This is a genomic window from Streptomyces sp. NPDC086835, assembly GCF_044745705.1.
GTDB lineage: Bacteria > Actinomycetota > Actinomycetes > Streptomycetales > Streptomycetaceae > Streptomyces.
Genome location: NZ_JBIVAU010000002.1, coordinates 554,315 through 581,036 on the forward strand (window position 1 = coordinate 554,315; position 26,722 = coordinate 581,036).

Genomic DNA, 26,722 nt, shown 5'->3' on the forward strand with positions numbered 1-26,722 from the left:
CCCGCGGGGTACCGGCGTGGGGGCGGTGGGGGTGTGCGCGTCCGGGCGCCTCTGGGCCACCCGGTCCAGCGGCCCCCCACACACGACGGGCCCCCCCCCCCCCCCCCGGGGGGGCCGGGGCCCCTATGTGTGTGCGAGGACTACTCGGCCATGACGGCCTCTGCGTCCAGCGTCGTACCCACGGCCTGGATCACCGCGGCGATCTTGAAGGCCTCCTGGATCGTCTCGCGGTCCACTCCGGCCTTGCGCAGCACCTGCTCGTGGGAGTCGAGGCACTGGCCGCAGCCGTTGATGGCGGAGACGGCGAGCGACCACAGCTCGAAGTCGACCTTCTCCACACCGGGGTTGCCGATGACGTTCATCCGCAGACCGGCACGGAGCGTCCCGTACTCCGGGTCCGACAGCAGGTGCCGGGTCCGGTAGAAGACGTTGTTCATGGCCATGACCGCGGCGGCCGACTTGGCGGCGGCGTACGCCTCGGGCTTGAGGTTGGCCTTCGCCTCCGGCTCCAGCTCACGCAGCACCCGCGGCGAACGCGAGGCGATCGCGCAGGCCAGCACGGTGCCCCACAGCTGCTGCTGGGGAAGCTCGCTGTTGCCGATGACCGAGCCGAGGTTCAGCCTCAGGTCCTTGGCGTAGTCCGGTACGGCGGCCTTCAGTTCATCGAGAGCCATGTCGGATCACTCGCCCGACAGCAGCGCGACGGGGTCGAGGGTGTTCTCGCCCTTGGTCCAGTTGCACGGGCACAGCTCGTCGGTCTGCAGGGCGTCCAGCACCCGCAGGACCTCCTTGGGGTTACGGCCGACGGACCCGGCGGTCACCATGGTGAACTGGATCTCGTTGTTCGGGTCGACGATGAAGACGGCGCGCTGCGCGAAGCCGTCCTCGCCCTCGATGCCGAGGTCCCGCATGAGCTCGCGCTTCGAGTCGGCCATCATCGGGAAGGGCAGGTCACGCAGGTCGGCGTGGTCCTTGCGCCAGGCGTGGTGGACGAACTCGGAGTCGCCGGAGAAGCCGAGGATCTGGGCGTCACGGTCGGCGAACTCGTCGTTCAGCTTGCCGAACGCGGCGATCTCGGTCGGGCAGACGAAGGTGAAGTCCTTGGGCCACGCGAACACGACCTTCCACTTGCCCTCGTAGGACTTGTGGTTGATCTGCTCGAACTCCTTGCCGCTCTCCAGCGAGACGCAGGCAGTCAGGTCGAACGTGGGGAACTGGTCACCGACAGTGAGCACGCGCTCTCCTTGCAAACAGGATTTCCCTTTTGGGGGCATCCGGTGGGGTTGGACGGATCTTGATAGTGGCACAGAGTGCATTGATCGCGGAAATAGCTAGACTCGGTCATCGCGATCGGAGGTACTTATCAGTGGCCATAACAAACAGGGGCAAACAGCCGAGCCTCGCACAGCTGCGCGCCTTCGCGGCCGTGGCGGAGCATCTGCACTTCCGGGACGCGGCGGCGGCAATCGGGATGAGTCAGCCCGCACTCTCCGGCGCCGTCTCGGCGCTCGAGGAGGCACTCGGTGTCCAGCTCCTCGAGCGTACGACGCGCAAGGTGCTCCTCTCCCCGGCCGGGGAGAGGCTCGCGGTCCGGGCCAGGGCCGTGCTGGAAGCCGTGAGCGCCCTGATGGACGAGGCGGAAGCGGTACGGGCGCCGTTCACGGGCGTGCTCCGGCTGGGCGTGATCCCGACGGTCGCACCGTATCTGCTGCCGACCGTGCTGAAACTGGTCCACGAGCGGTACCCGGAGCTCGATCTGCAGGTGCATGAGGAGCAGACCTCGTCCCTGCTGGAGGGGCTCGGCGCGGGGAGGCTGGACCTGCTGCTGCTGGCCGTGCCGCTCGGCGTGCCCGGAGTCACCGAACTGCCGCTGTTCGACGAGGACTTCGTGCTGGTCACCCCGGAGGACCACTGGCTCGGCGGCCGCCAGGACATCCCGCGCGAGGCGCTGCGCGAGCTGCATCTGCTCCTCCTCGACGAGGGGCACTGCCTGCGGGACCAGGCCCTCGACATCTGCCGCGAGGCGGGCCGCACCGAAGGCGCCCCCGTGACCACGACCGCCGCGGGCCTCGCCACGCTCGTCCAGCTGGTCGCGGGCGGTCTCGGCGTGACGCTGCTGCCGCGGACGGCAGTCGATGTGGAAACCGGCCGCGCCGGCCGTCTCCAGACCGGCTGGTTCGCCGATCCCGCGCCGTCACGACGGATCGCGCTCGCGATGCGGTCGGGCGCCGCCCGGGGCGGCGAGTTCGAGGAGTTCGCCACGGCGCTGCGGGAGGCGATGGGCGCACTGCCGGTGCGGGTCGCGCCCTGAGAGGACGGACCCGCACCGCGCGGACGTCACTCGGACCGGAGGCCCCCCGGGCGCATCAGTCGGACCAGCACCGGCAGGCTCAGCAGCGTCACCACGAGGATCAGGCCCGCGCCCATGCCGGCCACCGGGAGGAACGATCCCCAGTGCGTGACCGGCTTCCCGATCATCCGCAGCATCGCCGTACCCAGCCCGATTCCGGCCGCGACCGCCATCGCCGTACCGAGCACCACCAGGACGGCCGTCTGCAACAGCACCGACCAGGTCAGCGTGGCGCGGCCGGTGCCGAAGGCCACCAGGACGGCCAGCAGCCGCCTGCGCTCCCTGAGCTGTTCGATCTGGGCGACCGCCATCGACGCCGCGATCAGCCCCATCGTCGCCCAGGCGGCGGCCAGCAGCCCGGTCCGGACACTCTGGTACTGCCGGTCCCGTTCGATCTTGTGGACGGTCCGGACCCGGACCGGGGCGTCGATCCGTGCGGTGGCGTTGCGCACGAACTCCCTCGCGTCCGCCACGCTCTCGTCGATCTGCACCTGCGCCGTGGTCCGGGCGCCGGGGAGCGCGGACACGTCCAGGGCGCCCGGTGTCGCGAAGATGCCGGTGTGCTCCTCGCCCACCGGGTCGGGGCGCGCCATCACCGTGGGTGACCGCTCCGGCAGGGTCCACAGCATGGGCGCGGAGCCGTCGAACGGGGGGCCGCTGTTGAGGTTCACCGGCCTGCCCTTCCGGGCGGTCCTGTCGATCCAGTCGGACGGCGGCTCGTCACGGGCGCCGTGCACGACGAACGTGTCGCCGTCCGCGCAGGAGCGGATCCGCGCCAGTTCCCGCAGGGTGGGGCAGTCGCCGACCGTCAGGGTGGTCGTCGGCCGGATGTCCCCCTCGGCGACGGGCTCCGGGGACACCACGTACGCCTCCACCGTGCCGATCACGCCCCGCACGCCTTCCGTGGCGCGGAACTCCCTGATCATCTCGCCGGCCAGTTCGCCGCTCGGGAACTCGGCGGAGACGGTCAGCTGCGCCCGCGCGGAGTCCTGCCCGGTCACGCGGTTGAAGTCGTCGTGCACCGCGGCGAACACCATCTGGAGCGCGATCGCTCCCGCCACCGCGACCGTGATGCCGCCCACCGCCCTGGTCGCGGAGGCGCTGCCCAGCTGGAGCCGGCGCACGGCCAGCTGCCACGCCACCGGGCCGCGGCCGAGTCGCCGGACGACGGCGTCGACGAGCCAGGGCAGCAGCGCGGTCAGCGAGAACAGCACGAGCAGCGTCCCCGCGGCGACGGGCCACGGTTCGACGACCTCCGGGTCCTGGCCGACCATGCCGGTCGCCACAAGCACGGCCAGTCCCGCGGGCAGCATCAGCAGCCGCCACCACAGGCGGCCGCGGCGCGGCGCCGACCGCCGTACGACACCCAGCGGTTCGACCGTCACGGCGCGCATCGCCAGCAGCGTCACCACCACCGACAAGACCGGCACGGCGAGAAGGATCAGCGCGCCGAGCCAGGGCACCGGTACGACGTCGGAGGGGAAGGCGCTCAGGTCCCACACCCGTACGGAGCCGGCGATCAGCCGCCCCCCGGCGAACGCCACGGCTCCGACGGCCAGTCCGAGCACGGCGCCGAACAGCGCCTCACCGGCAGCGATCCAGCGGGTCGTGCGGGCGTCCGCGCCCACGAGGCGCAGGGCGGCGAGCCGCCGGTCGCGCTGCTCGCCGCCGAAGCGGACGGCGGTCGCGATGAAGACGGTCACCGGTACCAGCAGTACCACGCACGCCAGGACGACGACGACGATGAGCACGGGGGCCATCGGGTCCCCGCCGCCCCGGGTGCCGTAGCCGTCGACGCGCACACCGCCGGTGTCGGTGGTCAGGGTGGAACTGCCCGCGTAGAAGCGCAGTTCACCCGGATCGAGAAGCCCGGCGTCGCCGATCAGGCCCACGGTGCGGTGGCGCAGGCGTTCCTTCAGCAGCCCCCCCTCGGGGGAGGCCAGCAGATCGGCGAGCGCGGGGGAGACGTACATCTCGCCGGCCCCCGGGGCACGGTCGAGGCCCGGCGGCAGCGCCGGGTCGGCGCCGTCCGGCCGCAGGATCTCGCCGCCGACGGTCTGCGTGCGGTAGTCGGTGTCGGCCGGCGCCATGACCAGGCTCGTCGCGGAGACCGGCACCTGCTCGCCCAGCCCCGGTCCGACGGCGGTCCTGGCAGCGGTACGGCTGTCCCGGGCGTCCATCATCTGCGGTACGGACGCGGCGATGAGCAGCAGTCCGACCCCGAGCCCCACGCCGAGGGCGGTCAGCGCGGTGCGGGTCAGGCCCTCACGGCCGCCGGAGACGGCGAACCGGAGGCCCATGGCGAGGTCCCGCAACCGCGCGGCCGGCCCGCGGTGCGCACGCGGCGCGAGGTGCGGCAGGCCCGGTGCCGCGGATGCGGGGTGCGGCTCGTGCCGGGTCATGCTCATGCGACCCGCTCGGGGTCGCGTGCCCTGCCGTCACGCACGACGATCTCCCGGTCCGAATAGGCGGCGACGCGCGTCTCATGGGTGACGAGCACGACGGCCGTGTTCTGCCGGCGGGCCGTGTCGGTGAGCAGCGACATCACGCGCTCGCCGTTGAGGGTGTCCAGGGCGCCGGTGGGTTCGTCGGCGAAGACCACCTTGGGCGAGGCGACCAGCGCGCGGGCCACCGCGACCCGCTGCCCCTGCCCGCCGGAGATGTCGCCGGGCCGCTTGCGCGCGGTGTCGCCGACCTCGAGCCGCTCCAGCCATTCCTGCGCCGTGCGCTCGGCCTCCTTGCGCCTCACGCCGCCGAGCCGCAGCGGTAGCGCCACGTTCTCGACGCAGCTCAACTCCGGGACCAGCTGGCCGAACTGGAACACGAACCCGAAGTCCGAGCGGCGCAGCGCGCTGCGTTCCGCGTCCGACAGGCCGGTGATCTCGCGGCCCGCGTAGGTGACGGAGCCGGCGTCGGGCCGGACGATGCCGGCGAGGCAGTGCAGCAGGGTCGACTTGCCGGAACCGGACGGTCCCATGACGGCGACGACCTCGCCGGGATGGACGGAGAACGAGGCGTCGTCGAGGGCGGTGGTGGACCCGAAGGTCTTGCGCAGGCCGTCGGCGACGAGCAGGGAACCGGCGGGGATCACGCCCGGACCTCCGAGGCGAGCTGGTCGAGCCGCGCGGCGGTCAGTTCCAGCCAGCGCAGATCGGCTTCCAGGTGGAACAGGGCGTGGTCGCAGATCAGCTGGTCGGCGAGGTCGCCGTGGCGCTTGCGCTCGGTCAGGAGCCGCATCAGCCGCAGATGCTCCGCACGCTGGCCGTCGAGCAACTCGGCGGCGCTGCGGCCGGTGAGCAGCGCGAGGACGACCTTGGTGTAGAGCGTCGACTGAAGGTACGGCTCCGGCTTCTCGGGCTGGGCGAGCCACCGCTCGACATCGGTGATCCCGGCGTCGGTGATGGCGTACCGCTTCCGCTCCGGCCCGCCACCGGACTCGACCCCGTCGACCTCGACGAGACCGTTCTTCAGGAGCCGGGACATGGTCGAGTAGACCTGCCCGTAGTGCAGCGGGCGGTCCTGTCCGAACCGTTCGTCGAAGGCCCGCTTCAGGTCGTAGCCGTGTCGCGGGCCGGCCTCGAGGAGGCCGAGGAGTGTGTGACCGATGGACATGGCGGCCACTGTACTCAGGGTGTATACGCGCCGTGTATAGCGGGGGTGTCCTCCTGAGCTGCGCCCGGGCGCGGACCACCCCGCTTCTCGGGGCCGGCCGGGCCGCTCCGGTCCCGCCAAGCTTCTCCGGTCGGGCCGGGCCGTGACGCCACGGCGAGCCCCTCGGCGCCGTCAAGTCCGTCCCGATCCTGCCGGTGCGCGGCCGGTCCGGGTCGTCCGCCGAGCCGTGCCCGCCGCGCGGGTCAGCCGCCTGTATCTCCAGGTCCCGAACGGCGAGGACCCGGCCGCCTGGCCGGACGGCCGGATCTGGGACGAGCTGGACCGCAGGCTCGGAGCCGGTCCGCGGTGGCGGCTCGAGCGCGGGCCCATATCGGCGAAGTCGGTGCTGCCGATGCGCAGCTCGGTCACCGAGCCGATGCGGCACGGCCGGATTCTGCTCGCCGGCGATGCCGCCCACATCGTCCCGCCGGCCGGCGCCAAGGGACTCAACCTGGCCGCCGGCGACGTCACCGTCCTCGCCACGGCCTTCGCCGGCCTGTACGGCTCCGGCTCGGGCGAACTGCTCGAGGCCTACTCCGACACCTGCCTGCGCCGGGTGTGGCAGGCGGAGCGGTTCTCCGCGTTCATGACCACCACGCTCCACACCGCTCCCGGCGCAAGCTCCTTCGACGCCCGCCTCCAGGTGGCCCAGCTGGACCGCATCGCCACGTCGCCGCACGCGGCGGCGGAGCTGGCACACAACTACACCGGCCTGGCGCTCTCTTGAACGCCAGGCCCCTCGCAGCCGGCGCGGGTCGCTACGGCGCCCCGCTCCCGGCATCGCCCGACGCCCCCGGCTGCGCCTTGGGCGGCCGGCCGCGCCGGGCGATGGGGCCCGTGGACGAGGGCAGCCGGCCGGCGTCCGCCAGCGCGCGTCGCAGCAGGAACTCGATCTGCGCGTTCGCGCTGCGCAGCTCGTCCCCCGCCCACCTGGCGAGTGCCTCGTACACCGCCGGGTCCAGCCGCAGGAGCACCTGCTTGCGTTCGGAGGGCGGCGGCGTCACTGGTACAGCGTGCCCGTGTTGAGGACCGGCTGGGCCGCGCGGTCGCCGCACAGCACCACCATCAGGTTGGAGACCATGGCCGCCTTGCGCTCGGAGTCCAGCTCGACGATGCCCTGCTCGGCGATCCGGGCGAGGGCCGCCTCGACCATACCGACCGCGCCGTCGACGATCTGGCGCCGGGCGGCCACGACCGCGCCGGCCTGCTGGCGCTGGAGCATCGCAGAGGCGATCTCGGGCGCGTAGGCGAGGTGGGTGAAGCGGGACTCGATGATGTGGACGCCGGCCGCCTCGACCCGTGCGTGCAGTTCCACGGCGAGCTTCTCCGTGATCTCTTCCGCGTTGCCGCGCAGCGACAGGCCCGCCTCGTCGTGGGCGTCGTAGGGGTACTCGATGGCGATGTGGCGGACCGCGGCCTCGGTCTGGGTGGAGACGAACTCGAGGAAGTCGTCGACCTCGAACATGGCCTGGGCGGTGTCCTCGACCTTCCACACGACCACCGCGGCGAGCTCGATGGGGTTGCCGTACGCGTCGTTGACCTTCAGTACGGCCGTCTCGTGGTTGCGCACCCGGGTGGAGATCTTGGTCCGAGCCGTGAGCGGGTTGACCCAGCGCAGTCCGTCCGTGCGGATCGTGCCCCGGTAGCGGCCGAAGAGCTGGACGACGCGTGCCTCGCCCGGGGCGACCATGTTCAGTCCGCACATGGCGAGGAACGCGGCGATGCCGATCACGACGCCGCCGGCGATCAGTACGGCCTTGATGCCCGCAGAGTCGAACGCCGTGGCGGCGACGACGAGGGCCGCGCCCCCCGCCAGCCCGACGAGGCCGAGCAGCAGCGCCAGGCCGCCTCCGATGCTGTGGGCTGCGAACTCGCGCACCCGCGGCTGGGGCATCTCCGGTACTTCCGGTGCGTCGGGCGCGCTGTTCGCGAAGCCGGAGGCTGTGTCGTGGCTGGAGGTGGCAGGCATGGTCGTCCCCGTTTCCGCGCACGGCCGAGTGCCGTCCGCCGGTCCGTCGTCGGTCTAGCAAACTGATATCACTTTAACGTATGTGGCAACCCTGGAGCCCCTTCGTGAGTCGGTTCCATGAGACGGGGTGCTCATTCTCACGTCCGGAAAAGGGGGGATCAGCTCCTCTTTGTCTGGGTGACCGGTGTTAGCTTTCTGAGCTGATTCCGGGCAGACACCGGTGACCAGAACGCCGGACGAGTGAGCCGGTTGGCCGACAGAGCGGGAGCGGACGGAGCGATGGGCCGAGCGGAAGCGCGACAGGCCCGGCAGCGCGGGGCGCGCCGGGCGAGAAAATCCAGGCCCTCGGGCATACGCCGCTTCTTCACCTTCAAGAAGATGCTCGGCACGTTCCTCGGCCTGTGCCTGCTGGCGATGGGCACGTTCTTCGTGGCCTACCTGCTCGTCCCGGTCCCCGAGGCCAACGCAGAGGCCAAGCTGCAGAGCAACGTCTACAAGTACAGCGACGGCAAGCTCCTGGCCCGTACCGGCGAGGTCAACCGGGAGATCGTCGGCCTGGACAAGATCCCCCAGGACGTCCAGTTCGCCTTCGTCGCGGCCGAGAACAAGACCTTCTTCCAGGACTCGGGCGTCGACATCAAGGGCACGCTGCGGGGACTGAAGAACACCCTCACCGGACAGGGCAAGCAGGGTGGCTCGACGATCACCCAGCAGTACGTCAAGAACTACTACCTGAACCAGGACCGGACGGTCAGCCGCAAGCTCAAGGAGCTGGTGATCTCGCTCAAGGTGGACCGGAAGAAGGAGAAGAGCGAGATCCTCGCCGGTTACCTCAACACCAGCTACTTCGGCCGTGGCGCGTACGGCATCCAGGCCGCCGCCCAGGCGTACTACGGCGTCGACGCCGAGAAGCTGAACGTCGCCCAGGGCGCCTACCTCGCGGCTCTCGTCCAGGCCCCCAGCAGCTACGACTGGGCCGTCGCCTCCGACGAGACCAAGGAGACGGTCACCAATCGCTGGAACTACGTGCTCAACAACATGGTCGAGGAGGACTGGCTCGACAAGAGCACCCGCGACAGCCTGAAGTTCCCCGCACCGCAGGCCCCGAAGGCGCCGGCCGGCCTCAGCGGGCAGGCCGGCTACATCGTCGAGGCCGCCAAGCAGGAGCTGGCACGCCAGGGCATCGACAAGGCCGACCTCGACGCCGGTGGCTGGACGATCACCCTGAACATCGACTCCAAGCGCCAGAAGGAGCTGGAGGGCGCGGTCAAGAAGCAGCTCGAGGACGAGCTCGACCGCGAGGGCAACACGGTGGACGCCACCGTGCAGGCCGGCGCCACCTCCGTCGACCCGAAGACCGGCAAGGTCGTCGCCCTCTACGGCGGCGTGGACGCCACCAAGCACTGGCTGTCGAACGCCACCCGCCGCGACTACCAGCCGGCCTCGACCTTCAAGCCGGTCGTGTTCGCGTCCGCGCTGGAGAACGGTTCGACGACACAGGACGGCGACCCGATCGGTCTCAACACCATCTACGACGGCACCAGCAAGCGCCCGGTCGAGGGCAGCGACACCCCGTTCAACCCGCAGAACGACCTCGGCAAGAGCTACGGCCCCGTCAGCGTCCAGACGTCGCTGAACAGGTCGATCAACTCCGCCTTCGCGCAGATGGCCGTCGACGTCGGTCTGGACAAGGTGAAGGACACGGCGCTCGAGCTGGGCATGCCGGACGTCAACTTCCCCGAGCGTCCCGCGATCTCGCTGGGCGTGATGGGCGCCTCCACGTGGGACATGGCCGGCGTCTACGCCACCCTCGACAACCACGGCAAGAAGGTCACCCCGACGATCGTCGGCAAGGCCGAGCACAAGGACCGCGAGTTCGAGGTCCAGGACCCGATCGGCAGCCAGGTGATCAGCCGTGAGACGGCCGACACGGTCACCGCGGGCCTCACGGGCGTGGTGAAGAACGGTTCCGGCATCGCCGCGAGGTCGAGCTTCTACGAAGCGGCGGGCAAGACGGGCACCTCGGAGAAGAACCGGTCCGCCTGGTTCGCGGGCTACACCCCCGAACTCGCCACGGTGGTGGCCCTGTTCGGCGAGTCGCCCAAGGAGGGCGGCGGCCAGGTGTCCCTCACGGGCACCGCACAGGCCGGCCGTGCCAACGGCGGTGGCTTCCCCGCAAGGATCTGGGCCGACTACACGCTCGGCGCGCTGAACGGCGGCTCCGACGCCGAGTTCGACCTCGACGTGGCGGAGATCGCGAGCCCGGACCCGACCCCGACGGAGACGGAGACGGAGACCGAGGACCCGACCCCGACCCCCACGGAGACGGAGACGGAGACCGAGGACCCCACTCCGACGCCCACGGACACCGGTACGGCGGACCCGACGCCGACGGACGAGTTCCCGACGCCGACGACGACGATCACGCCGCCGACGGGGACGTTCACGCCTCCCGTCGAGCCGGGTGACGGCGACCCGGACAAGGACACCGACCGCCGCCCGCCCCAGCCCTGACGGGCCCGGGCACGACGCAGGCGCCCGCACCTCGAGGACCGGGGTGCGGGCGCCTGCGTATGCGTGTCAGGCCCGGGTGGGCAGCTCGAACCAGACGACCTTGCCGGTGGAGAGCCGGGTCGCGCCCCAGCGCCTCGCGAGCCGGTTCACCAGGAACAGACCGCGGCCGCCCTCGTCCGTGTCCCGCGCCCGCCGCTGCCGGGGCAGCTGCGGCGAGTCGTCGCCGACCTCGCAGCGCAGCACATCGGTGCGCAGCAGCCGCAGTGTCACCGGCCGCTCCGCGTACCGCACGGCATTGGTGACGACCTCGCTGACCAGCAGCTCCACCGAGTCGGACAGCTCCTCGAGGCCCCAGCGGGCCAGTGCGCGCCGGGCGAGGCGGCGGGCCCGGCCCGGGGCCGCGTCCTCCGGCTCGAGGAACCAGTACGCGACGTCGCTCGGCGCGATCCCGTCGAAGCGGGCCGCGAGCAGGGCGATGTCGTCGTCGCGGTCGCCGGGGCCCAGCATGTCGAGCACGTCGTCGCAGAGGGCCTCCAGCGGCGGCGAGTGGTCGGGTCCGGTGAGCTGCGCGGTGTCCGCGAGCCGCTCCCGCAGCTGCTCGATGCCCGTCCACACGTCACGCAGCCGGGATTCGACCAGCCCGTCGGTGTAGAGCAGCAGCGTCGCGCCGGCCGGGGCGTCCAGCTCCACGGCCTCGAAGTCGACCCCGCCGACGCCGATGGGGGCGCCTGGCGGCACGCGCAGCACCTCGGCCCGCCCGCCCAGGTGCAGCAGGATGGGCGGCGGGTGCCCGGCGTTGGCGATGGTGATCCGGTGCGAGACGGGGTCGTACACCGCGTAGAGGCAGGTGGCCATGCGGTCGGTGCCGAGGCGCTGCGCCTGCTCGTCCAGGTGGTGCAGGACCTCCTGGGGCGGCAGGTCGAGACCGGCCAGCGTCTGCGCGGTCGTCCGCAGCTGGCCCATGATCGCGGCGGAGGTCATCGAGTGGCCCATGACGTCACCGACGACCAGCGCCACGCGGCTGCCGGGCAGCGGGATGGCGTCGTACCAGTCGCCGCCCACGCGTGCGGTCTCCGCCGCCGGGAGATAGCGCGAGGCGAGCCGCACGCCGGTCGGCTGGGGCAGCGAGTCGGGCAGCATCGTGCGCTGGAGCTCGTCGGCGATGTACGCCTCGCGGCCGTACAGCACCGCCTTGTCGATGCCGAGCGCCGTGTGGGTCGCCAGCTGCGCGGCGACCAGCAGGTCGTTCGGTTCGAAGGCGGGCCGGTCGGGGCGGCGCAGGAAGACGGCGGCGCCGATCACCCGGCGGCGGCCGCGCAGCGGCGCGAGTATCGCGCGGTGGCCGGTCGGCACGGACCGGCCGTCGCCGAGCAGCTCGGGCAGCGCGGCGCGGGCCGCGGCGGAGTCGCCGAAGACGGGCCGCACGCCGCGCAGCACCTCGGAAAGCGCCCCTCCGGACCGGACCTCACAGAGCTCGGCGGCGGGTGTGGGCTCGCTCCCCGCGTCCAGCAGCGGCATGGCGCCGACGCCGCCCTGGTCCGTGTCGTCGGCGCTGGAGCGCAGCCTGTCGGTGCGCCGGAGCCGCAGCACGAAGGGGGACACCGGCCGTTCGTCGCCGACCGGCAGCGGGTCGCGGAGGTAGACCAGGATCGCGTCGGAGAACGTCGGCACGGTGGCCCGGCACAGACCGAGGACGATCTCGTCCAGGTCGATGCCGCGCGCGATCCGCCGGGTGGCCGCTCCTACGAACCGCAGCCGGTCGCCCTCCCGTCTCGCGGTCCCCGCGATGTCCTGGGCCTGCAGCGGCGCCGTGTGCACCTGCGGCTGGGGCTGCGGCTGGGGCTTGGGCGGCGGCCCGGCGGGCGCGGGTGATGCCCCGGCCGCCTGCGCCCGCGGCCGGGTGCGTTCCTGGGACCGGGCAGCCAGGGGCTGCCGGCCTTCGTGGGAGGTGGGATGCTCCGTCACGCGTGGGATTCCGTCCATCCGGGCCGGTGGTGCGCTGCAATCGCCTCGTGGGGCGGTATACCCGCTCTGGGGGTGACGTCGACAGGGTGGCGGGCTTCCGGCACAGCTCAACCCCCTGTGGTGAGTTACTCGTGCTGCCTCTTGCGAGACGCTCGGTGACTGGACGCTCTGTGACTGCTGAATGACTGAACGGTCGGGCCCTGCGCTCCTGCTCCCTCGTACGGCCATGCCTTGCGGACGACGATCCTACGTTTGCCCCCAGGGGGCGCATCAAGAGTCTCACGAGGTCGTATACGCCGGAGCGCGTTCCCGTCGGGAACCGGCCGGAGCGCCCGGATCAGGCCGCCTGCCGCGCCGGCAGCCGGTCCCAGTCGGCCGGAAGGGCCGGTACGTGCCAGGCGGGGTCGGGCCGCCAGCCCTCCCAGCCGTCGGAGAACGGCGCACCCCAGGCGCGGATCACCTCGACCGCCGCCCGGCCCGCTTCCCGTACGCCTCTCGCCGTCCGGGCGTCCATCAGGCCGACGCGCTGCGCCTGTTCGAACTCGTCCTCGTCCCGCCACAGCCAACTGCGGTCCGGGTAGACGGAGATGTCGAGGTAGTGGTCCTCCGAGTCGACACCGCCCGACCAGCGGGTACGGGGCTCCTCGAGGTTGACGTACCAGCTGCGGAACTGCCAGTCGTGCTCCCAGAACAGCCACACCGACCAGGGCAGGCCGGGCTGCGCCAGCTTGAGCACGCCGTTGCCGCTCCAGCGGGTGCGGGCGGTGGTGCGGGGTGCGGTGTAGCGCGTATCGAGCGGCTCCTCGTGCACCGGGGTGCCGTCCGCGATCACCGGCTTCACGCACTCGGTGCCGGGGGCCATCCACACGGCGAGCAGCTCGTCGGTGTCCTGGACGACGGTCACGGGGCGGCAGATGTGGAACGCGCGGCCGGCGCGGCCCGTGGCATGCCCGCGGTAGCGCCACAGGATGTGGTCGCCCGGCTCCCAGCGTGCGGCGCTCTCCGCGTCGGTCCTGTGCGGTTCCGTCCTGCCCGTTCCGTGTGCCGGGCCTCCCGTGCCTGTCATGAGCAGATCTTAGGAGTACGGAACGGGCCACGCTGCGAGGCGTGTCACGGGCCGTGTCACGGCCCGTGCGTCACGGGTGTGTCATACGCAGCACGTCAAGTGCCTCGTCCAGCTGTTCCACGGTCAGGTCTCCCCGTTCCACATAGCCGGACTCGAGCACCACCTCACGGATCGTCCGGCGCTGTGCGAGCGACTTCTTGGCGACCTTCGCCGCCTCCTCGTAGCCGATGTACTTGTTGAGCGGGGTGACGACCGAGGGGGAGGACTCGGCGTACTCGCGGGCCCGTTCCACGTCGGCCGTGATGCCGTCGACGGTGCGGTCCGCCAGCAGGCGCGAGGCGTTGGCCAGAAGTCTGACCGATTCCAGCAGGTTCTTGGCGATCACCGGGAGCATGACGTTGAGCTCGAAGTTGCCGGCCGCGCCGGCCGCCGCGACGGTCGCGTCGTTGCCGGTGACCTGAGCGGCCACCATCAGAACCGCCTCGGGGATCACCGGGTTCACCTTGCCCGGCATGATCGAGGAGCCGGGCTGGAGGTCGGGGAGGGCGATCTCGGCGAGACCGGTGCGCGGCCCCGAAGCCATCCAGCGCAGGTCGTTGCAGATCTTGGTGAGCGAGACCGCGACCGTGCGGAGCTGCCCCGAGGTCTCCACGAGGCCGTCGCGGGCCCCCTGCGCCTCGAAGTGGTCGCGCGCCTCCGTCAGCGGCAGCCCGGTCGTGCGGGCCACCTCGGCGATGACGGCGGCGGAGAAGCCGGGCGGGGTGTTGATCCCGGTGCCCACGGCCGTGCCGCCCAGAGGCAGTTCCGCGAGACGGGGCAGCGAGGCCTTCAGCCGTTCGATCCCGTACCGGACCTGGGCCGCGTAGCCGCCGAACTCCTGGCCGAGGGTGACGGGTGTCGCGTCCATCAGATGCGTACGGCCGGCCTTGACGACCGCCGCGAACTCGGTGGCCTTCCGCTCCAGGGAGGAGGCGAGATGGTCCAGGGCGGGGATCAGGTCACGGGTGACGGCCGCGGTCGCCGCGATGTGGATGGAGGACGGGAAGACGTCGTTGGACGACTGGGACGCGTTCACATGGTCGTTGGGGTGCACGTCGCGGCCGAGGCGCTCGGTGGCGAGGGTGGCCAGGACCTCGTTGGTGTTCATGTTGGAGGAGGTGCCGGAGCCGGTCTGGAAGACGTCGACCGGGAAGTGCTCGTCCCAGCGGCCCTCCGCGACCTGTGTCGCGGCGGCGGCGATCGCCTCCGCGACATCCTTGTCCAGCACGCCGAGTTGGGCGTTGACATGGGCGGCGGCGGCCTTGATGCGGGCCAGCGCCTCGATGTGCGAACGCTCCAGACGCTGACCGGAGACGGGGAAGTTCTCCACGGCCCGCTGGGTCTGCGCCCGCCACTTGGCGTGCACGGGGACCCGCACCTCACCCATCGAATCGTGCTCGGTCCGGTACTCGTCGGCGTCGCTCATCGTGTCGTACCTCCTGAAAAAGTTGAGCACTTGTCTTGTTCTGCCTATTCCCAACTGCGCTACCCGCCAGTAAATACCCCGGGTAACCACAACCCGGGGAGGCGCAATGAAAGGCACCGTTCCCAGACTTCGACTCCGTCGCACCATGGCGGCCGCCGCCGCGCTCGTCACCGGTCTGAGCGGCCTGGCCGTGGCAGCTCCCGCGGCAGCGGAGCCCGTCGGCTCCGCGACCGTACCCCTGCCGCCCGAACTCGAGGCCGTCCGGGCCGCCGAGGCGACCGCGCTCTACGGCAGCCCCGCGGAGCGTCCGCTCGCCGAACGCAAGTCCGCCCTCATCTCGCTCGGCGACAGCGAGATCTCCGGCGAGGGCACCGGAACCTACGAGCCCGGCACGAACGGGCCCGACAACTGGTGCCACCGCTCGCCGGACGCCGCCATCCACCGCACCGGCATACCCGCCGACGTCACGTACAACGTGTCCTGCTCCGGTGCGTCCACTCCCAACATCCGCATCGGCGGCAGCAAGCAGCACGCCGACGAGCTGGTCCAGAGCGACAATCTCGCCGTCAAGGCCCGCAACACCCGTATCAAGATGGTGTTGCTGGTCGCCGGCGCCAACGACGACCTCCAGTTCGGTCCCGTCATGACCGATTGCGTCACCCGCTACATCCTGGTCCAAGGACCCTGCGAGCCCAAGTACGCCCCCGGCTGGCAGGCCCGCGTCGACGGTCTTGTCCCCAAGGTCGAGCAGACGGTGCGCGACCTGCGCACCGTCATGCGCGACGCGGGATACCAGGACGGCGACTACAAGCTGGTCGTCATGGGTTACCCGAGCCCGATCGGACCCGACTTCCGCGACAATCCCGACTTCCCGGGCAAGTTGATCTGCGGCGGGATGGGCTACGACTCCGACACCGTGTGGGGCCGGAACACCGCCGTCCCCGCCTTCGAACGCGGCATGCGCCGGGCCGCACGCGCCACCGGGGCCGTGTACCTGGACAACTCCCGCCTCTTCCACGGCCATGAGGTCTGCTACCAGGACCCCTGGGCCCGCGGCCTGTACATCGACCTCGGGCACTTCCCCCCGGACGCCAACTCCGTACGGCAGTCCTTCCACCCCAACATCCGCGGCCACGCCGCCTTCGCGTCCTGCCTGACCCAGCTCTACAACTCCGGGCTGCGCGAGGCGAGCTGCGCGGACGTCAACTCCACGGGGAAGCCGGCCCTGGTCCCGTACGCCTGGGACGACGCCTTCAAGCCGCTGCGGAACGAGGCGACCGGCAACTGCCTGGACGTCCACGGCGCCCGGAGCGCCAACGGCACCGGCGTGGCCGGCTGGGACTGTCACGGCGGCCGCAACCAGGGCTGGTGGCACGACCCGGCCCGCGCCACCGTCCACACGGAGCTGTCCCAGGACCGCTGCCTGGACGTGCCCGCCGGGGACTTCCGGCCCGGCACGGCACTGACCGTCTGGGACTGCCACGGCGGCCCCAACCAGAAGTTCGTCCGCGACGGAGCCACGATCCGGCCGGCGTCCGCGACCGGGGTCTGCCTGACCCACGGCGCGGTGAACGAGCCGGTCCGGCTCCGGACCTGCGACGGCTCGGCGAACCAGCGCTTCGCCTGACCCCGGGAGCACGGCGCCGCGGACGACGCTACGCGTCGGACGCGGCGCCGTTCTTTCCGGCGTCGGGCCATGGCGCGGCGCGCGGTCAGTTGTGCGATGCCGTACTCGTCGGCGAGGCGGGCGGGGGTGGGGATCACGCGGTCGGTGGCGTACTCCCCGGTGACGATCTCCGCTGCGATCACGCTGCCAGTTGCATGCGGGCGTCCCGACTCCGGATCAATGGTGAGTGGGGCCTCCGCACCGGACTACCAGTGGCCGGACAAGCTCGCCGAGGAGTTCACCGAAGCAAGGAAGGCGGAGACCCCGCCACTGCCCGTCCTCACCGAGAAAGCAGAAGCGTGGACGAAATGCGGCCTTCGCTGGTCTACGCCGGCCGGACCTCCCATGCCGCCTCCGGTTACAGGCGGTCGATCCGGTCTCCCCGGCAGCGGTTGCGGGCGTCGAAAACATACGTCGCATGGCGCTCCACCAGACCGTAGTCGAAGTCGTCGTGGTCGGTCAGGACTACCACCGCGTCCGCGGCCGCGATCTCGGCCTCGGTCAGATCGACGCACAGCACCCTCGGCGGCAGCACCTGTGGGTCGGCGTGCGGTTCCACGGCCCGGACCCGCGCGCCGCGCACCATCAGCAGTTCGGCGACGGCGGCGGCGGGAGACTCCCGTACGTCCCCGGTGTTCTTCTTGTACGCGAGCCCCAACACCAGCACCCGTGCGTCGGCCAGCGTCCGTCCGAGTCCGGCCAGGCCGCCTTCGACGCGCTGCACCACGTACTCGGGCATGTGCTCGTTGATCTCGTGGGCGAGGGAGACGAAGCGCACGTCATGCTGGAGCTTCTGCCGTACCTGCCAGGAGAGATACGAGGGATCCACCGGCAGGCAGTGACCGCCCACCCCGGGCCCCGGGGTGAAGCGCATGTAGCCGAAGGGCTTGGTAGCGGCCGCGCCCACCGCCTCCCAGATGTCGACACCAAGGGGCCGGGCGCACATCGCGAGTTCGTTGACGAGCGCGATGTTCACCTGCCGGAAGGTGTTCTCCAGCAGCTTGGTCAACTCGGCGGTGCGCGGGGAGGAGACCTGCACGGTCCGGGTCACAATCCGGTCGTAGAACTCCGTGATGGCTTCGAGGGAGTCGTCGTCGATGCCTGAGACAACCTTGGGGGTGTTCTCGAGATGCCAACGGGTGTTGCCCGGGTCGATACGTTCCGGGCTGTACCCGAGCCGGAATTCTTTGCCGGCCCGCAGACCGCTGCCCGCCTCCAGGATCGGCAGGAGCATCTCCTCGGTGGTGCCGGGGTACGTCGTCGACTCCAGCACGACGACGGCGCCGGGACGTATCAGCGGGGCGATCGACCGCCCCGCGCTCTCGACGCACCGCAGGTCCGGGGCGCCGTCGCGCAGCGGCGTGGGCACACTGATCACGCAGACGTCGAAGCCGACCGCGTCCGCGTAATCGGTGGTGACGCTCAGCCGTCCGGAGTCGAGCAGCGGTAGTAGTCGTTCGTTCGGGATGTCCTCGATATACGAGTCGGCGGCCTCCAGTCGTTTGACGCGCTGCTCGTCGCTGTCCAGGCCGGTCACCCGGAAGCCCGCCTCCGCTGCGCGCACCGCCAACGGCAGTCCGACGTATCCCAGCCCCACCACCAGGACGACGTTCTGTGGTGCCGAGGTCGCTGTTGATCCCATGTGTGACATCTCCGATATCGATGCACGGTGAGCCATGTTGTTCGCCCAATATTGGTACAAAGCCGGGTATTTTGGCTCCGTCATATACCAGATGCCGTTCTGGCGTCACTCGGATACCGCAACCGGACAGGTGGCGCATGAATCCCACGACGTATTTGGTCACTGGCGGTGCCGGCTTCATCGGCTCACATCTCGCCGACGCCCTGCTCGCACAGGGCCATACAGTCGTCGTCCTCGACAACCTCACCACCGGCCGTGAGGAGAACCTGGACCACGCCCGACAGAATCCACGCTTCCGCTTCGTCCACGGCTCCGTGCTCGACCGGTTGCTCGTGGACGAACTGGTCCGGCAGTGCGACACGGTCGTCCATCTCGCCGCAGCCGTCGGCGTCCGGCTGATCGTGGAGCGGCCACTGCAGTCCTTCACCACCAACATCTGCGGCACCGAGACGGTCATCGAGGCGGCTCACCGCTACCGCCGCAGGGTGCTCCTCGCCTCCACGTCGGAGATCTACGGCAAGAACTCCTCGGGACCGCTTGCCGAGAACTCCGATCGGATCCTGGGCAGCACGAGCGTGGCGCGCTGGTCGTACTCCACGGCCAAGGCCGTCGACGAGATCCTCGCCTTCGCCTACCACCGCGAACTGAACCTGCCCACCATCGTGGTGCGGCTGTTCAATACGGTCGGACCGCGGCAGAGCCCTGCGTACGGGATGGTCGTGCCCCGGCTGGTACGCCAGGCAGTGCACGGTGAACCGCTCACCGTGCACGGCGACGGCAAGCAGCGGCGCTGCTTCGCGCACGTCGCCGACGTCGTCGACGCCCTGCTGCGGCTTCTCGCCCATCCGGAGGCGGTCGGCAAGGTCTTCAACATCGGTACGAACGAAGAGACCACCATCGCCGGGCTGGCCGCCCGTGTCATCGCACGCAGCGCCAGCGACTCCGAGATCCGGCTGGTCCCCTACCACCAGGCGTACGGCGAGGGTTTCGAGGACATGGAGCGCCGGCTGCCCGACACCGAGCGGATTCGTGCCCTCACCGGCTGGCGGCCGCTGCGCACCCTCGACGACATCCTCGATGCGACCATCGCCGAGGCGCGCGTCGAGCGCGCAGCGGTGCCGGCCTGACCCTGGTCTGAGAGGACCTTCACCGTGCCATACACGCTAGCGGCCGCAGCGGCCGCCCTGCTGCTCACCGCTGTACTGACCGGACTCCTGCGTGCCCTCGCGCTGCGGTGGGGACGCACCTGTGCCGGTCTCCTCGACCGTCCCGCCGGCCACAAGGCGCACACTCGCCCCATCCCCCACCTCGGCGGGGTTGCAGTGGTCGTGGGGACCCTCGGCGCGGTCTTCTCGGGATCGTGGACCGGGCAGGGGTTCCTGGGCCGGGAGGTCGGCACGCTGCTCATGGCCGGAGCCGCCGTCGCCGTGCTCGGGTTGGTCGACGACGTGCGGCCGCTGGGACCCAGGGCGCGACTTGTCGTCGAGACGGGTGCCGCGGGGACCGTCGCGTACGGCAGCGGACTGGGGCTGGTGACCGGAGCCCTCGCCGTGCTGTGGATCGTCTTCGTCACCAATGCCTTCAACCTGCTGGACAACTCGGACGGTGCGATGGGGACAGTCGCGGCCCTCACCGCGCTGGGGCTCGCCATTTGCGCGATCACCGAGGGCCGTACCGGCCTCGCCCTCCTGCTCTGTGTACTGGCCGCCGCCCTCACCGGCTTCCTGTTGCACAACTGGCATCCCGCCCGGATCTTCCTCGGCGACTGCGGCTCGCTGTTCACCGGTTTCGTGCTGTCCTCAGCCGCTGTACTGCTGCACACCGGCCACACCCCGGCCCGCACCACGGGCGCGCTGCTCGCCTTCACCCTCGTCGTCACCGCCGACACCGCGCTCGTCCTCGTCTCCCGTCACCGGCAGGGCCGCCCGCTGCTGCTCGGCGGCACCGACCACATCGCGCACCGGCTGCGACGGCTAGGGCTGACGGTGCCCGGAACGGCTGTGGTCCTGGGCGTCATCGCGCTCGTCGGGACGCTCCTCGGGCTGCTGATCCACCACGCCTGGCTGCCGCCCTCCGCCGTGCTGCCAGTGGCGGGCGCCGCAGTGCTCGCCTGCGGCAGCATGCTCAGGGTGCCTGTGTACGGATCCGGCCGGGTCGGCCGGCCCACGCGCCGGGACCGCCGGATCGTGGACACCCCCCAAGCGGCCAGGGCTATCGATGCGGCACGCGGATGACGGGCAGAGACGTGCGCCTGCCGGCCACAACGCGCACGGGCGTGTCCGCCGGCCTGCCCACCGTCCTGTGTGCCGGAGTTCCCGTGGCCGCTGCGACTCCGGCCGCCGCGGCCGCCGCGGTGGTCCGTCTCGCCGCCGAAGGCGTGGCGGCCGACGTCCACCTCTGCAACGCGTACACCCTCGCCCTCGCCGACGGGGATTCGCGACTGGCACAGGCGCTGCGGACGGCGACCCTCAACCTTCCCGACGGGCAAGGGGTGGTCTGGGCCAACCGGATCGTCCACCGGAGCCGCTCCTTGCCGCCGACGCGGGTCTACGGCCCCGACCTCTTTCTGGACGTCTTCCGTAACGGCCAGGACGTGGGCCTGCGCCATTACCTCCTCGGCTCCACCCCGGCGGTACTGGAACGGCTGGCCGCCGAACTGCGCGCCCGCTTCCCGCGCGCCCGGATCGTAGGCATCGAGTCACCACCGTTCCGCGAACCGACCGACGCGGAGCGACAGTCGCAGCTGGAACGGATCCGAGTCAGCGGTGCCCAGATCGTCTGGCTCGGCCTCGGCACCCCTAAACAGGATTTCGAGGCCGCCCGGCTGGCCGCCGCGCACCCCGCGGTGTTCGCCGCCGTGGGCGCCGCCTTCGACTTCGTTTCCGGCAACAAGCCGCAGGCCCCGCTGTGGATGCAGCGGCACGGCCTGGAATGGCTCTTCCGACTCTGCAGCGAACCGCGCCGACTGTGGCGCCGGGTGCTGTGGGGGCATCCCCGTTTCCTCTGGGCGGCATACAAAGGAGCGCGACAGTGACTCTCCTTCACCGCGCGCAGCGCCCTGTAGCACCTGGACGCCGAACTGGCAGTGTGCGCGAGCGGTTCCGCTGACCGGGCCTCGCTCAGCCGAGCTGATCGGCCGGCCTGCGGGGCTCCTGCCGTACGGGCGCAACGCGTTACACGTTCGAGGGAATGGCCGCCGGTTCGGCCCGTGGAGAGGAAGGGCTCTTCCATGGCAGTACGTGGACTACGCTTCAAACCTCTCCTCTGCGTCGTCGGCCTCGGCGCGGCCCTTCTCCTGGCCGTCACTGGCGGCGCCGGCTGGGTCCTCTATCAACGCCTCGACGGCAATATCCGTACGGACGACGAGACCGCCCGCGCGCTCGCGACCGACCACGGCTCCCGCCCCCGGGCCGTTGCGCACGGAGCCGAGAACATCCTGCTTCTCGGCTCCGACCGGGAGGGCAACTACGGCGGCGAGCGCAGTGACACAACGATCCTGCTCCATCTCTCGGCAGACCACCGCAGCGCCTCGTTGGTGAGCGTGCCGCGCGACATGATGGTCGACATCCCCAGCTGTCTGCGGCCCGACGGGACGCGCAGCCTGGCGCAGTACGCGCAGTTCAACTGGGCCTTCCAGTTCGGCGGGGCTGCCTGTGCGATCCGCGCCTTCGAGAAGCTCACCGGCGTCCGCGTCGACCACCATCTCGTCGTCGACTTCACCGGCTTCGAGAAGGTCGTGGACGCGGTCGGAGGCGTGGAGGTCGAGGTCCACGAACCCATGAGCGTGCCGGACTCCACCGTTGAGCTCAGCCCGGGCAGACAACTGCTCCGCGGCGACCAGGCGCTCGTGTTCGTACGCGCGCGAACGGGCACCGGTGACGGTAGTGATCTGCAGCGCATCGAGCGCCAGAAGGAGTTCATCGACGACCTGCTGCGGGAACTGCGCGGCAGCGGCACGCTCACCGACCCGACGCGCCTCTATCCGGTGCTGAACGCGGTCACATCCTCACTGGTCGCCGACCGCGGGCTTGACTCCCTCGGTGAGCTGAACGGCCTGGTGGAAAGGGCCCGTGGCATCCCCGCGAAGCGGACGTCGCTGGTCACGATTCCCTGTGACCCCCGCTACAGGGGTGGCTACATGATGGTCGAGGACCAGGCGGAGAAGCTCTTCAAGGCTCTGCGTGAGGACAAGCCGCTTCCGAAGCGCTTGTACAACGCGTACGACAAGACGCAGGACGAGCTCTGACAGAAGTGGGGTCGGCAATCATCAGTCGGCGGTGAGCGGAGGCCGAACGCATGAACTCCCAGCCGTCCCGGCCCCGGATTCCGGAAGACGGAACGCAAGGCGCGTACTTTCCCGGCATGACAGTCATTCCAGCGAATCCCTCTATGGGGAGGCTCCAAGAGCAGGGGCATGACGTCGGCCACGACTACGCGAAGGGTTCACCGCACATCCGCCACCACAGTGTCCGCGAGCGTGTGATCGCGGGCGTGCACACCGTGGTAGGTGATGTCATCGAGCGGAACGGCGCATGCCACGTTCTGGAGCTCGGCGCCGGGCACGGCACCTTTACCGATCACGTGGTGGCTGCCGGCGCCGACGTTGAGGTGACGGAGATGAGCATGCCCAGTGCGACGGTCCTCCGGAACCGCTTCCGAAACAATCAGAAGGTCACTGTTACCTTCGACCGCGACGGGCAAGCGGATCGCAACGGGGGTCCGCTCGGCGCGGCTGTGTGCATCTCCGTACTGCACCATATTCCGAACTACCTTGAGACGGTAGAGCGGCTCGTGGAGCGCATCCAGCCCGGTGGCGGGTTCTTCAGCATTCAGGACCCGCTCTGGTATCCACGGCGGTCTCGGACGTCTATGTGCCTGGACCGCAATGCGTATTTGCTCTGGAGACTCGGCCAAGGCGAATTCCGCCGCGGCCTGGCCACCCGGATGCGTCGGCTGCGCGGCGTCTACGACGAGACCAATGAGGCCGACATGGTGGAGTACCACGTAGTACGCAACGGGCTCGACGAACAGGCGTTGTGCGCGCTGCTGGAACCCGCCTTCGAGAAGGTGGAGCTGCAGCGCTACTGGTCGACTCAGTCCGGGCTGCTGCAAGCAGTCGGAGACAGGTTCGGCCCGCCGAACACCTTCGGGATCCTGGCCCGGAACCGTCGCTGAGAAAGTGCCGGGCTTCTGGGGAGGGCGCTTTCGTCACGAGGTCCCCCCGCGCTGCCTGCGGCACATCAACAGCGGCGCCCACGGCCACGTGTGCACCGGCTCAGTAGGCGTCGGTGCCTCATTGGCGGACAAACAGTGCAAATGCATCTAACCTGGCCAGGCGCTGCCCCGAACGACCGGATGAGGTGTACAGCTTGGAACTCCGCAGCATCCTGAAAGCGCTGACCCGGAGCTGGCCCGTCGTCCTCGCCTGCGTCCTGCTGGGCGGCGCGGCCGGCTGGGGTGCCACCACCCTGTCGACTCCCGTCTACCAGGCGCGCGCCCAGCTGTTCGTCTCCGCGCAGTCCGGTGGCGACACCATGGCGCTCCAGCAGGGCAACAGCTTCTCACTGGCCCGGGTCCAGTCATACGCATCGATCGTGACCAGCCGTCAGGTCACCCGGCACGTCGTCTCCTCCCTCGACCTCGACACCAAGCCGGACGAACTCGCCGGCCGGATCACCGCGGAAGCCCCGATCGGTACCGTGCTGATCAACATCACGGTCAGCGACACCGAGCGGCGTCGCGCGGCGGACATCGCCAACGCCGTTGCCTACCGCTTCAGCGACGTCGTCGAGGGCTTGGAGAGCCTCGACGCCCGTGCGGCCAAGTCCCCGGTGAAGCTGAGCGTCACCCAGACCGCCTCGGCCCCTTCGGCCCCGGTCAGCCCGCGCCCCGCTCTCAACCTTGCCGCGGGCCTGCTCGCCGGGCTGCTGATCGGCGCAGGCACCGCCGTCCTCCGGGAGACCCTCGATACGACCCTCAAGACCGCGGACGCCGTGACCGCCCTCACCAGCCTGCCCGTACTCGGCTCCATTCCGTTCGACAAGGAGAGTCCGCAGCAGCCGCTGGCCTCCGGTGCCGCGGCGCACTCGGCGCGGGCCGAGGCCTATCGCCATCTGCGGACGAACCTGCAGTTCGCCCAGTTCGGAGACCGGCCCCGGATCATCGTCGTCACCAGCTCGCTGCCGGGCGAGGGCAAGACCAGCACTGCGGTCAACCTCGCCCTCTCGCTCACCGAGGGCGGCATCTCCACCTGCCTCGTCGACGCCGATCTGCGCCGCCCCGCCGTGGCCCACACCTTCGGGCTCGTCCGGAACGCCGGCCTGACCAACGTGCTGATCGGCCAGGCGCGGATCGGGGACGTGATGCAGAGCGTGGGCGGGCTGTCCGTCCTTGCCAGCGGCCCCCTGCCGCCCAACCCCACCGAGCTGCTCGCCTCCGAGCCGATGGCGGAGTTGCTGGGCGACCTCGCCGCCGGCTACGAGGCCGTGATCGTCGACACCGCTCCGCTGCTGCCCGTCGCCGACACGGCGGGGCTCGCCACCTTCGCCCACGGGGCTCTCCTGGTCGTACGGGCCGGAAAGACCCCACGCGACCGGGTCAGGGCGGCCGCTGAAGCCCTGCACACGGTGGGAGTGCGGACCCTCGGCACGGTCTTCAGCATGAGCTCGATGCCGAGGTACGCAGCATATGGATACGACTACGGAGACTCGTCGGCCGCGTGGCGGACCCCGGCTCCCGCGCCGCCGCGTCCGCGCACCGGGTCGGTGCTGTCCCGCGGGGCGGCACTCCTGCGCGGTGAGGCCAAATGACGCGCCTCGACCGCTCGGCCAGGGTCCATGTCGCGGGGCACCAGGGCCTTGTCGGCTCCGCCGTCGTACGGCATCTGGCCACCGAGGGCTTCACCGATCTCCTCGTACGCAGCTCCCGCGAGCTCGATCTGCGCGACCGTGAGGCGGTTCGCGCCCTGTACGCCGCCGAGCGTCCGCACACCGTCGTCCTGGCCGCCGCCCGCGTCGGCGGCATCGCGGCCAACGCGGCCCAGCCGGTGGAGTTCCTCTCCGACAATCTCCGGATCCAGCTCAATGTCCTCGACGCGGCGCGCGAGTACGGCGTCGAAAGGTTGTTGCTGCTCGGCTCCAGTTGCATCTATCCCAAGCACGCCCCGCAGCCGATCCCCGAGAGCGCCCTGCTCACCGGCCCGCTGGAACCCACCAACGACGCCTACGCCATCGCCAAGATCGCCGGGATCATTCACGTCCAGGCGCTGCGCAGGCAGTACGGGCTCCCGTACATCTCTGCGATGCCCACCAACCTGTACGGGCCGGGCGACAACATCGACCCGCGTACCTGCCACGTCCTGCCGGCCATGCTGCGCCGTACGCACGAGGCACACCTACGCGGCGAGCGCCGGCTCACCCACTGGGGGACCGGCACCCCGCGCCGGGAGTTCCTGCACACCGACGACCTGGCCCGGGCCTGTCTGTTCCTGCTGGAGGAGTACGACGGTGAGCAGCCCGTCAACGTCGGCACCGGCGAGGACCTGGAGCTGAGGGAACTGGCCCGGCTGGTGGCTGGGGTGGTCGGTTATCGCGGAACGATCGACTGGGACAGTTCCAAGCCGGACGGCACCCCGCGCAAACTGCTCGACACCACCCTGATCAATTCCCTGGGCTGGAAACCGAAGACCGGACTGCGCGAGGGAATCGAAGAGACCTACGTATGGCTGACGTCGCGGCTCGGCTGACCATCCTCTTCATCTGCACCGGCAATGTGCACCGCTCCCCGCTGGCCGAGCGACTGCTTGCGGCCAGGCTCCCGGAAGCACGAGTGGGCAGTGCGGGCACCATGGCCCAGCACATGACGGGCATGCACCCGGCGACCCGTTCAGTGCTGGAGCAACTGGGCGGAAACAGTGCGGGGTTCACGTCCCGGAGGCTGATGCCGGAACTGGTGGCGGAGGCAGATCTCGTACTGGGTCTTGACCGGGAGCACCGGGAGGCGGCCGTACGGCTGTTGCCGGTTGCGCTGCGCAAGTGCTTCACGTTCAGGGAGTTCCTGCGGCTGGCCAGGGTGGCCGGCGAATCGGTGTCGAGATCGGAGTCCGCACACGGCGAGGCGGCACTGCCCGGGGAGGTGATCTCCCGGGCCGCGGCCGCCCGCGGCAGCCTGGCGCCGGTCTCGCGGGCCGCGGACGGGATCGCCGATCCCTGCGGAGCCCCGTACGACGTACTGCTGGCCTGCGGGCGGGAAATCGACGGGGCGGCCACGACTCTGGCCGCGCTGCTGCGGGAGCGGGGTCGCGCACAGGGTTCCGAGTGCTGAACTTCTCGCCCGAAGGAGCGGGCGACACAGGGATGGGGCAGGTCGGCGTCGACAAGGCAGGTGAAGGCGTCGGAGTCGGGGAAGGAGAGGGCGAGCGCGGCGCCGGTCCTGG

General features: G+C 70.6%; 22 protein-coding genes and 1 pseudogene. 12 read left to right on the forward strand and 11 right to left on the reverse strand.

Annotated elements, in window-relative coordinates; translation table 11 throughout:
• Positions 1-140: 140 nt before the first annotated feature.
• Together ACIPJI_RS08685 and ACIPJI_RS08690 are read right to left on the reverse strand one after the other, a co-directional pair.
• On the reverse strand, positions 141-674 hold the full coding sequence (locus tag ACIPJI_RS08685; protein ID WP_307708058.1) for an alkyl hydroperoxide reductase: 534 nt from the start codon (positions 672-674) through the stop codon (positions 141-143).
• A gap of 6 nt (positions 675-680) precedes the next feature.
• Positions 681-1,235 carry a peroxiredoxin gene (locus ACIPJI_RS08690; RefSeq protein WP_402245224.1) on the reverse strand — a complete coding sequence of 185 codons (555 nt, stop codon included), beginning with the start codon at positions 1,233-1,235 and terminating at the stop codon, positions 681-683.
• Between the two features lie 131 nt (positions 1,236-1,366).
• Here ACIPJI_RS08690 and ACIPJI_RS08695 point away from each other — a divergent pair, with 131 nt between their 5' ends.
• Positions 1,367-2,311 (forward strand): LysR substrate-binding domain-containing protein, encoded by a 945-nt coding sequence (locus ACIPJI_RS08695; RefSeq protein WP_307708060.1) that lies wholly within the window; start codon positions 1,367-1,369, stop codon positions 2,309-2,311.
• A gap of 26 nt (positions 2,312-2,337) precedes the next feature.
• On the opposite strand, the gene ACIPJI_RS08700 is transcribed toward ACIPJI_RS08695, so the two are convergent.
• From ACIPJI_RS08700 to ACIPJI_RS08710, 3 genes are read right to left on the reverse strand one after another with little or no spacing between them, the layout of a single operon-like run.
• On the reverse strand, positions 2,338-4,752 hold the full coding sequence (locus tag ACIPJI_RS08700; RefSeq protein WP_402245789.1) for an FtsX-like permease family protein: 2,415 nt from the start codon (positions 4,750-4,752) through the stop codon (positions 2,338-2,340).
• Between the two features lie 2 nt (positions 4,753-4,754).
• Positions 4,755-5,441 (reverse strand): ABC transporter ATP-binding protein, encoded by a 687-nt coding sequence (locus ACIPJI_RS08705; RefSeq protein ID WP_402245226.1) that lies wholly within the window; start codon positions 5,439-5,441, stop codon positions 4,755-4,757.
• Positions 5,438-5,962 carry a PadR family transcriptional regulator gene (locus ACIPJI_RS08710; protein WP_356623304.1) on the reverse strand — a complete coding sequence of 175 codons (525 nt, stop codon included), beginning with the start codon at positions 5,960-5,962 and terminating at the stop codon, positions 5,438-5,440. The genes ACIPJI_RS08705 and ACIPJI_RS08710 overlap by 4 nt, the downstream gene beginning before the upstream one ends.
• Positions 5,963-6,200: 238 nt before the next feature.
• Between ACIPJI_RS08710 and ACIPJI_RS08715 the strand changes: the two are divergent.
• Positions 6,201-6,728 (forward strand): annotated as a pseudogene (locus ACIPJI_RS08715) (FAD-dependent monooxygenase); the annotation flags it as partial.
• Between the two features lie 31 nt (positions 6,729-6,759).
• Here ACIPJI_RS08715 and ACIPJI_RS08720 read toward each other — a convergent pair.
• On the reverse strand, positions 6,760-7,005 hold the full coding sequence (locus ACIPJI_RS08720) for a hypothetical protein (protein WP_307708063.1): 246 nt from the start codon (positions 7,003-7,005) through the stop codon (positions 6,760-6,762).
• Complete coding sequence (locus ACIPJI_RS08725) at positions 7,002-7,970, reverse strand: SPFH domain-containing protein (RefSeq protein WP_402245229.1); 969 nt, start codon at positions 7,968-7,970, stop codon at positions 7,002-7,004. The genes ACIPJI_RS08720 and ACIPJI_RS08725 overlap by 4 nt, the downstream gene beginning before the upstream one ends.
• 279 nt (positions 7,971-8,249) lie before the next feature.
• On the opposite strand from ACIPJI_RS08725, the gene ACIPJI_RS08730 reads away from it, so the two are divergent.
• Positions 8,250-10,484, forward strand: a complete 2,235-nt coding sequence (locus ACIPJI_RS08730; RefSeq protein WP_402245231.1) for a transglycosylase domain-containing protein — start codon at positions 8,250-8,252, stop codon at positions 10,482-10,484.
• Between the two features lie 66 nt (positions 10,485-10,550).
• Here ACIPJI_RS08730 and ACIPJI_RS08735 read toward each other — a convergent pair whose 3' ends face one another.
• The 3 genes from ACIPJI_RS08735 to ACIPJI_RS08745 form a co-directional block, all read right to left on the reverse strand.
• Positions 10,551-12,449, reverse strand: a complete 1,899-nt coding sequence (locus tag ACIPJI_RS08735) for a SpoIIE family protein phosphatase (protein ID WP_402245233.1) — start codon at positions 12,447-12,449, stop codon at positions 10,551-10,553.
• Positions 12,450-12,786: 337 nt separating this feature from the next.
• Positions 12,787-13,515 (reverse strand): DUF402 domain-containing protein, encoded by a 729-nt coding sequence (locus ACIPJI_RS08740; protein WP_356623295.1) that lies wholly within the window; start codon positions 13,513-13,515, stop codon positions 12,787-12,789.
• Positions 13,516-13,585: 70 nt separating this feature from the next.
• Entirely contained in the window at positions 13,586-14,980 is a 1,395-nt protein-coding gene (locus ACIPJI_RS08745) for a class II fumarate hydratase (RefSeq protein WP_356623292.1), read from the reverse strand.
• 106 nt (positions 14,981-15,086) lie between these two features.
• On the opposite strand from ACIPJI_RS08745, the gene ACIPJI_RS08750 reads away from it, so the two are divergent.
• On the forward strand, positions 15,087-16,607 hold the full coding sequence (locus ACIPJI_RS08750) for a ricin-type beta-trefoil lectin domain protein (protein WP_402245235.1): 1,521 nt from the start codon (positions 15,087-15,089) through the stop codon (positions 16,605-16,607).
• Between the two features lie 397 nt (positions 16,608-17,004).
• On the opposite strand, the gene ACIPJI_RS08755 is transcribed toward ACIPJI_RS08750, so the two are convergent.
• A complete protein-coding gene (locus ACIPJI_RS08755; protein ID WP_356623289.1) occupies positions 17,005-18,288 on the reverse strand; it encodes a nucleotide sugar dehydrogenase in 1,284 nt (427 codons plus the stop codon).
• A gap of 137 nt (positions 18,289-18,425) precedes the next feature.
• On the opposite strand from ACIPJI_RS08755, the gene ACIPJI_RS08760 reads away from it, so the two are divergent.
• From ACIPJI_RS08760 to ACIPJI_RS08795, 8 genes are all read left to right on the forward strand, one after another.
• The gene (locus ACIPJI_RS08760) at positions 18,426-19,415 is read left to right on the forward strand and encodes an NAD-dependent epimerase/dehydratase family protein (RefSeq protein WP_356623288.1); all 990 of its coding nucleotides are present in this window, start codon (positions 18,426-18,428) and stop codon (positions 19,413-19,415) included.
• A gap of 24 nt (positions 19,416-19,439) precedes the next feature.
• Positions 19,440-20,522 carry an MraY family glycosyltransferase gene (locus tag ACIPJI_RS08765; protein WP_356623286.1) on the forward strand — a complete coding sequence of 361 codons (1,083 nt, stop codon included), beginning with the start codon at positions 19,440-19,442 and terminating at the stop codon, positions 20,520-20,522.
• A gap of 83 nt (positions 20,523-20,605) precedes the next feature.
• Positions 20,606-21,322, forward strand: coding sequence for a WecB/TagA/CpsF family glycosyltransferase (locus tag ACIPJI_RS08770; RefSeq protein WP_402245238.1), 717 nt, complete (start codon positions 20,606-20,608; stop codon positions 21,320-21,322).
• Between the two features lie 195 nt (positions 21,323-21,517).
• Positions 21,518-22,534 (forward strand): LCP family protein, encoded by a 1,017-nt coding sequence (locus ACIPJI_RS08775; RefSeq protein ID WP_402245240.1) that lies wholly within the window; start codon positions 21,518-21,520, stop codon positions 22,532-22,534.
• A 50-nt stretch (positions 22,535-22,584) separates the two neighbouring features.
• Positions 22,585-23,463: a class I SAM-dependent methyltransferase gene (locus tag ACIPJI_RS08780; RefSeq protein WP_402245242.1), complete on the forward strand. Its 879-nt coding sequence runs from the start codon at positions 22,585-22,587 to the stop codon at positions 23,461-23,463.
• A 194-nt stretch (positions 23,464-23,657) separates the two neighbouring features.
• Positions 23,658-25,097, forward strand: coding sequence for a polysaccharide biosynthesis tyrosine autokinase (locus ACIPJI_RS08785; RefSeq protein ID WP_402245244.1), 1,440 nt, complete (start codon positions 23,658-23,660; stop codon positions 25,095-25,097).
• Positions 25,094-26,032 (forward strand): GDP-L-fucose synthase, encoded by a 939-nt coding sequence (locus tag ACIPJI_RS08790; RefSeq protein WP_356623277.1) that lies wholly within the window; start codon positions 25,094-25,096, stop codon positions 26,030-26,032. Before ACIPJI_RS08785 ends, ACIPJI_RS08790 begins: the two co-directional genes overlap by 4 nt.
• Positions 26,008-26,610: a low molecular weight phosphatase family protein gene (locus ACIPJI_RS08795; RefSeq protein WP_402245246.1), complete on the forward strand. Its 603-nt coding sequence runs from the start codon at positions 26,008-26,010 to the stop codon at positions 26,608-26,610. The genes ACIPJI_RS08790 and ACIPJI_RS08795 overlap by 25 nt, the downstream gene beginning before the upstream one ends.
• Positions 26,611-26,722: the final 112 nt, after the last annotated feature.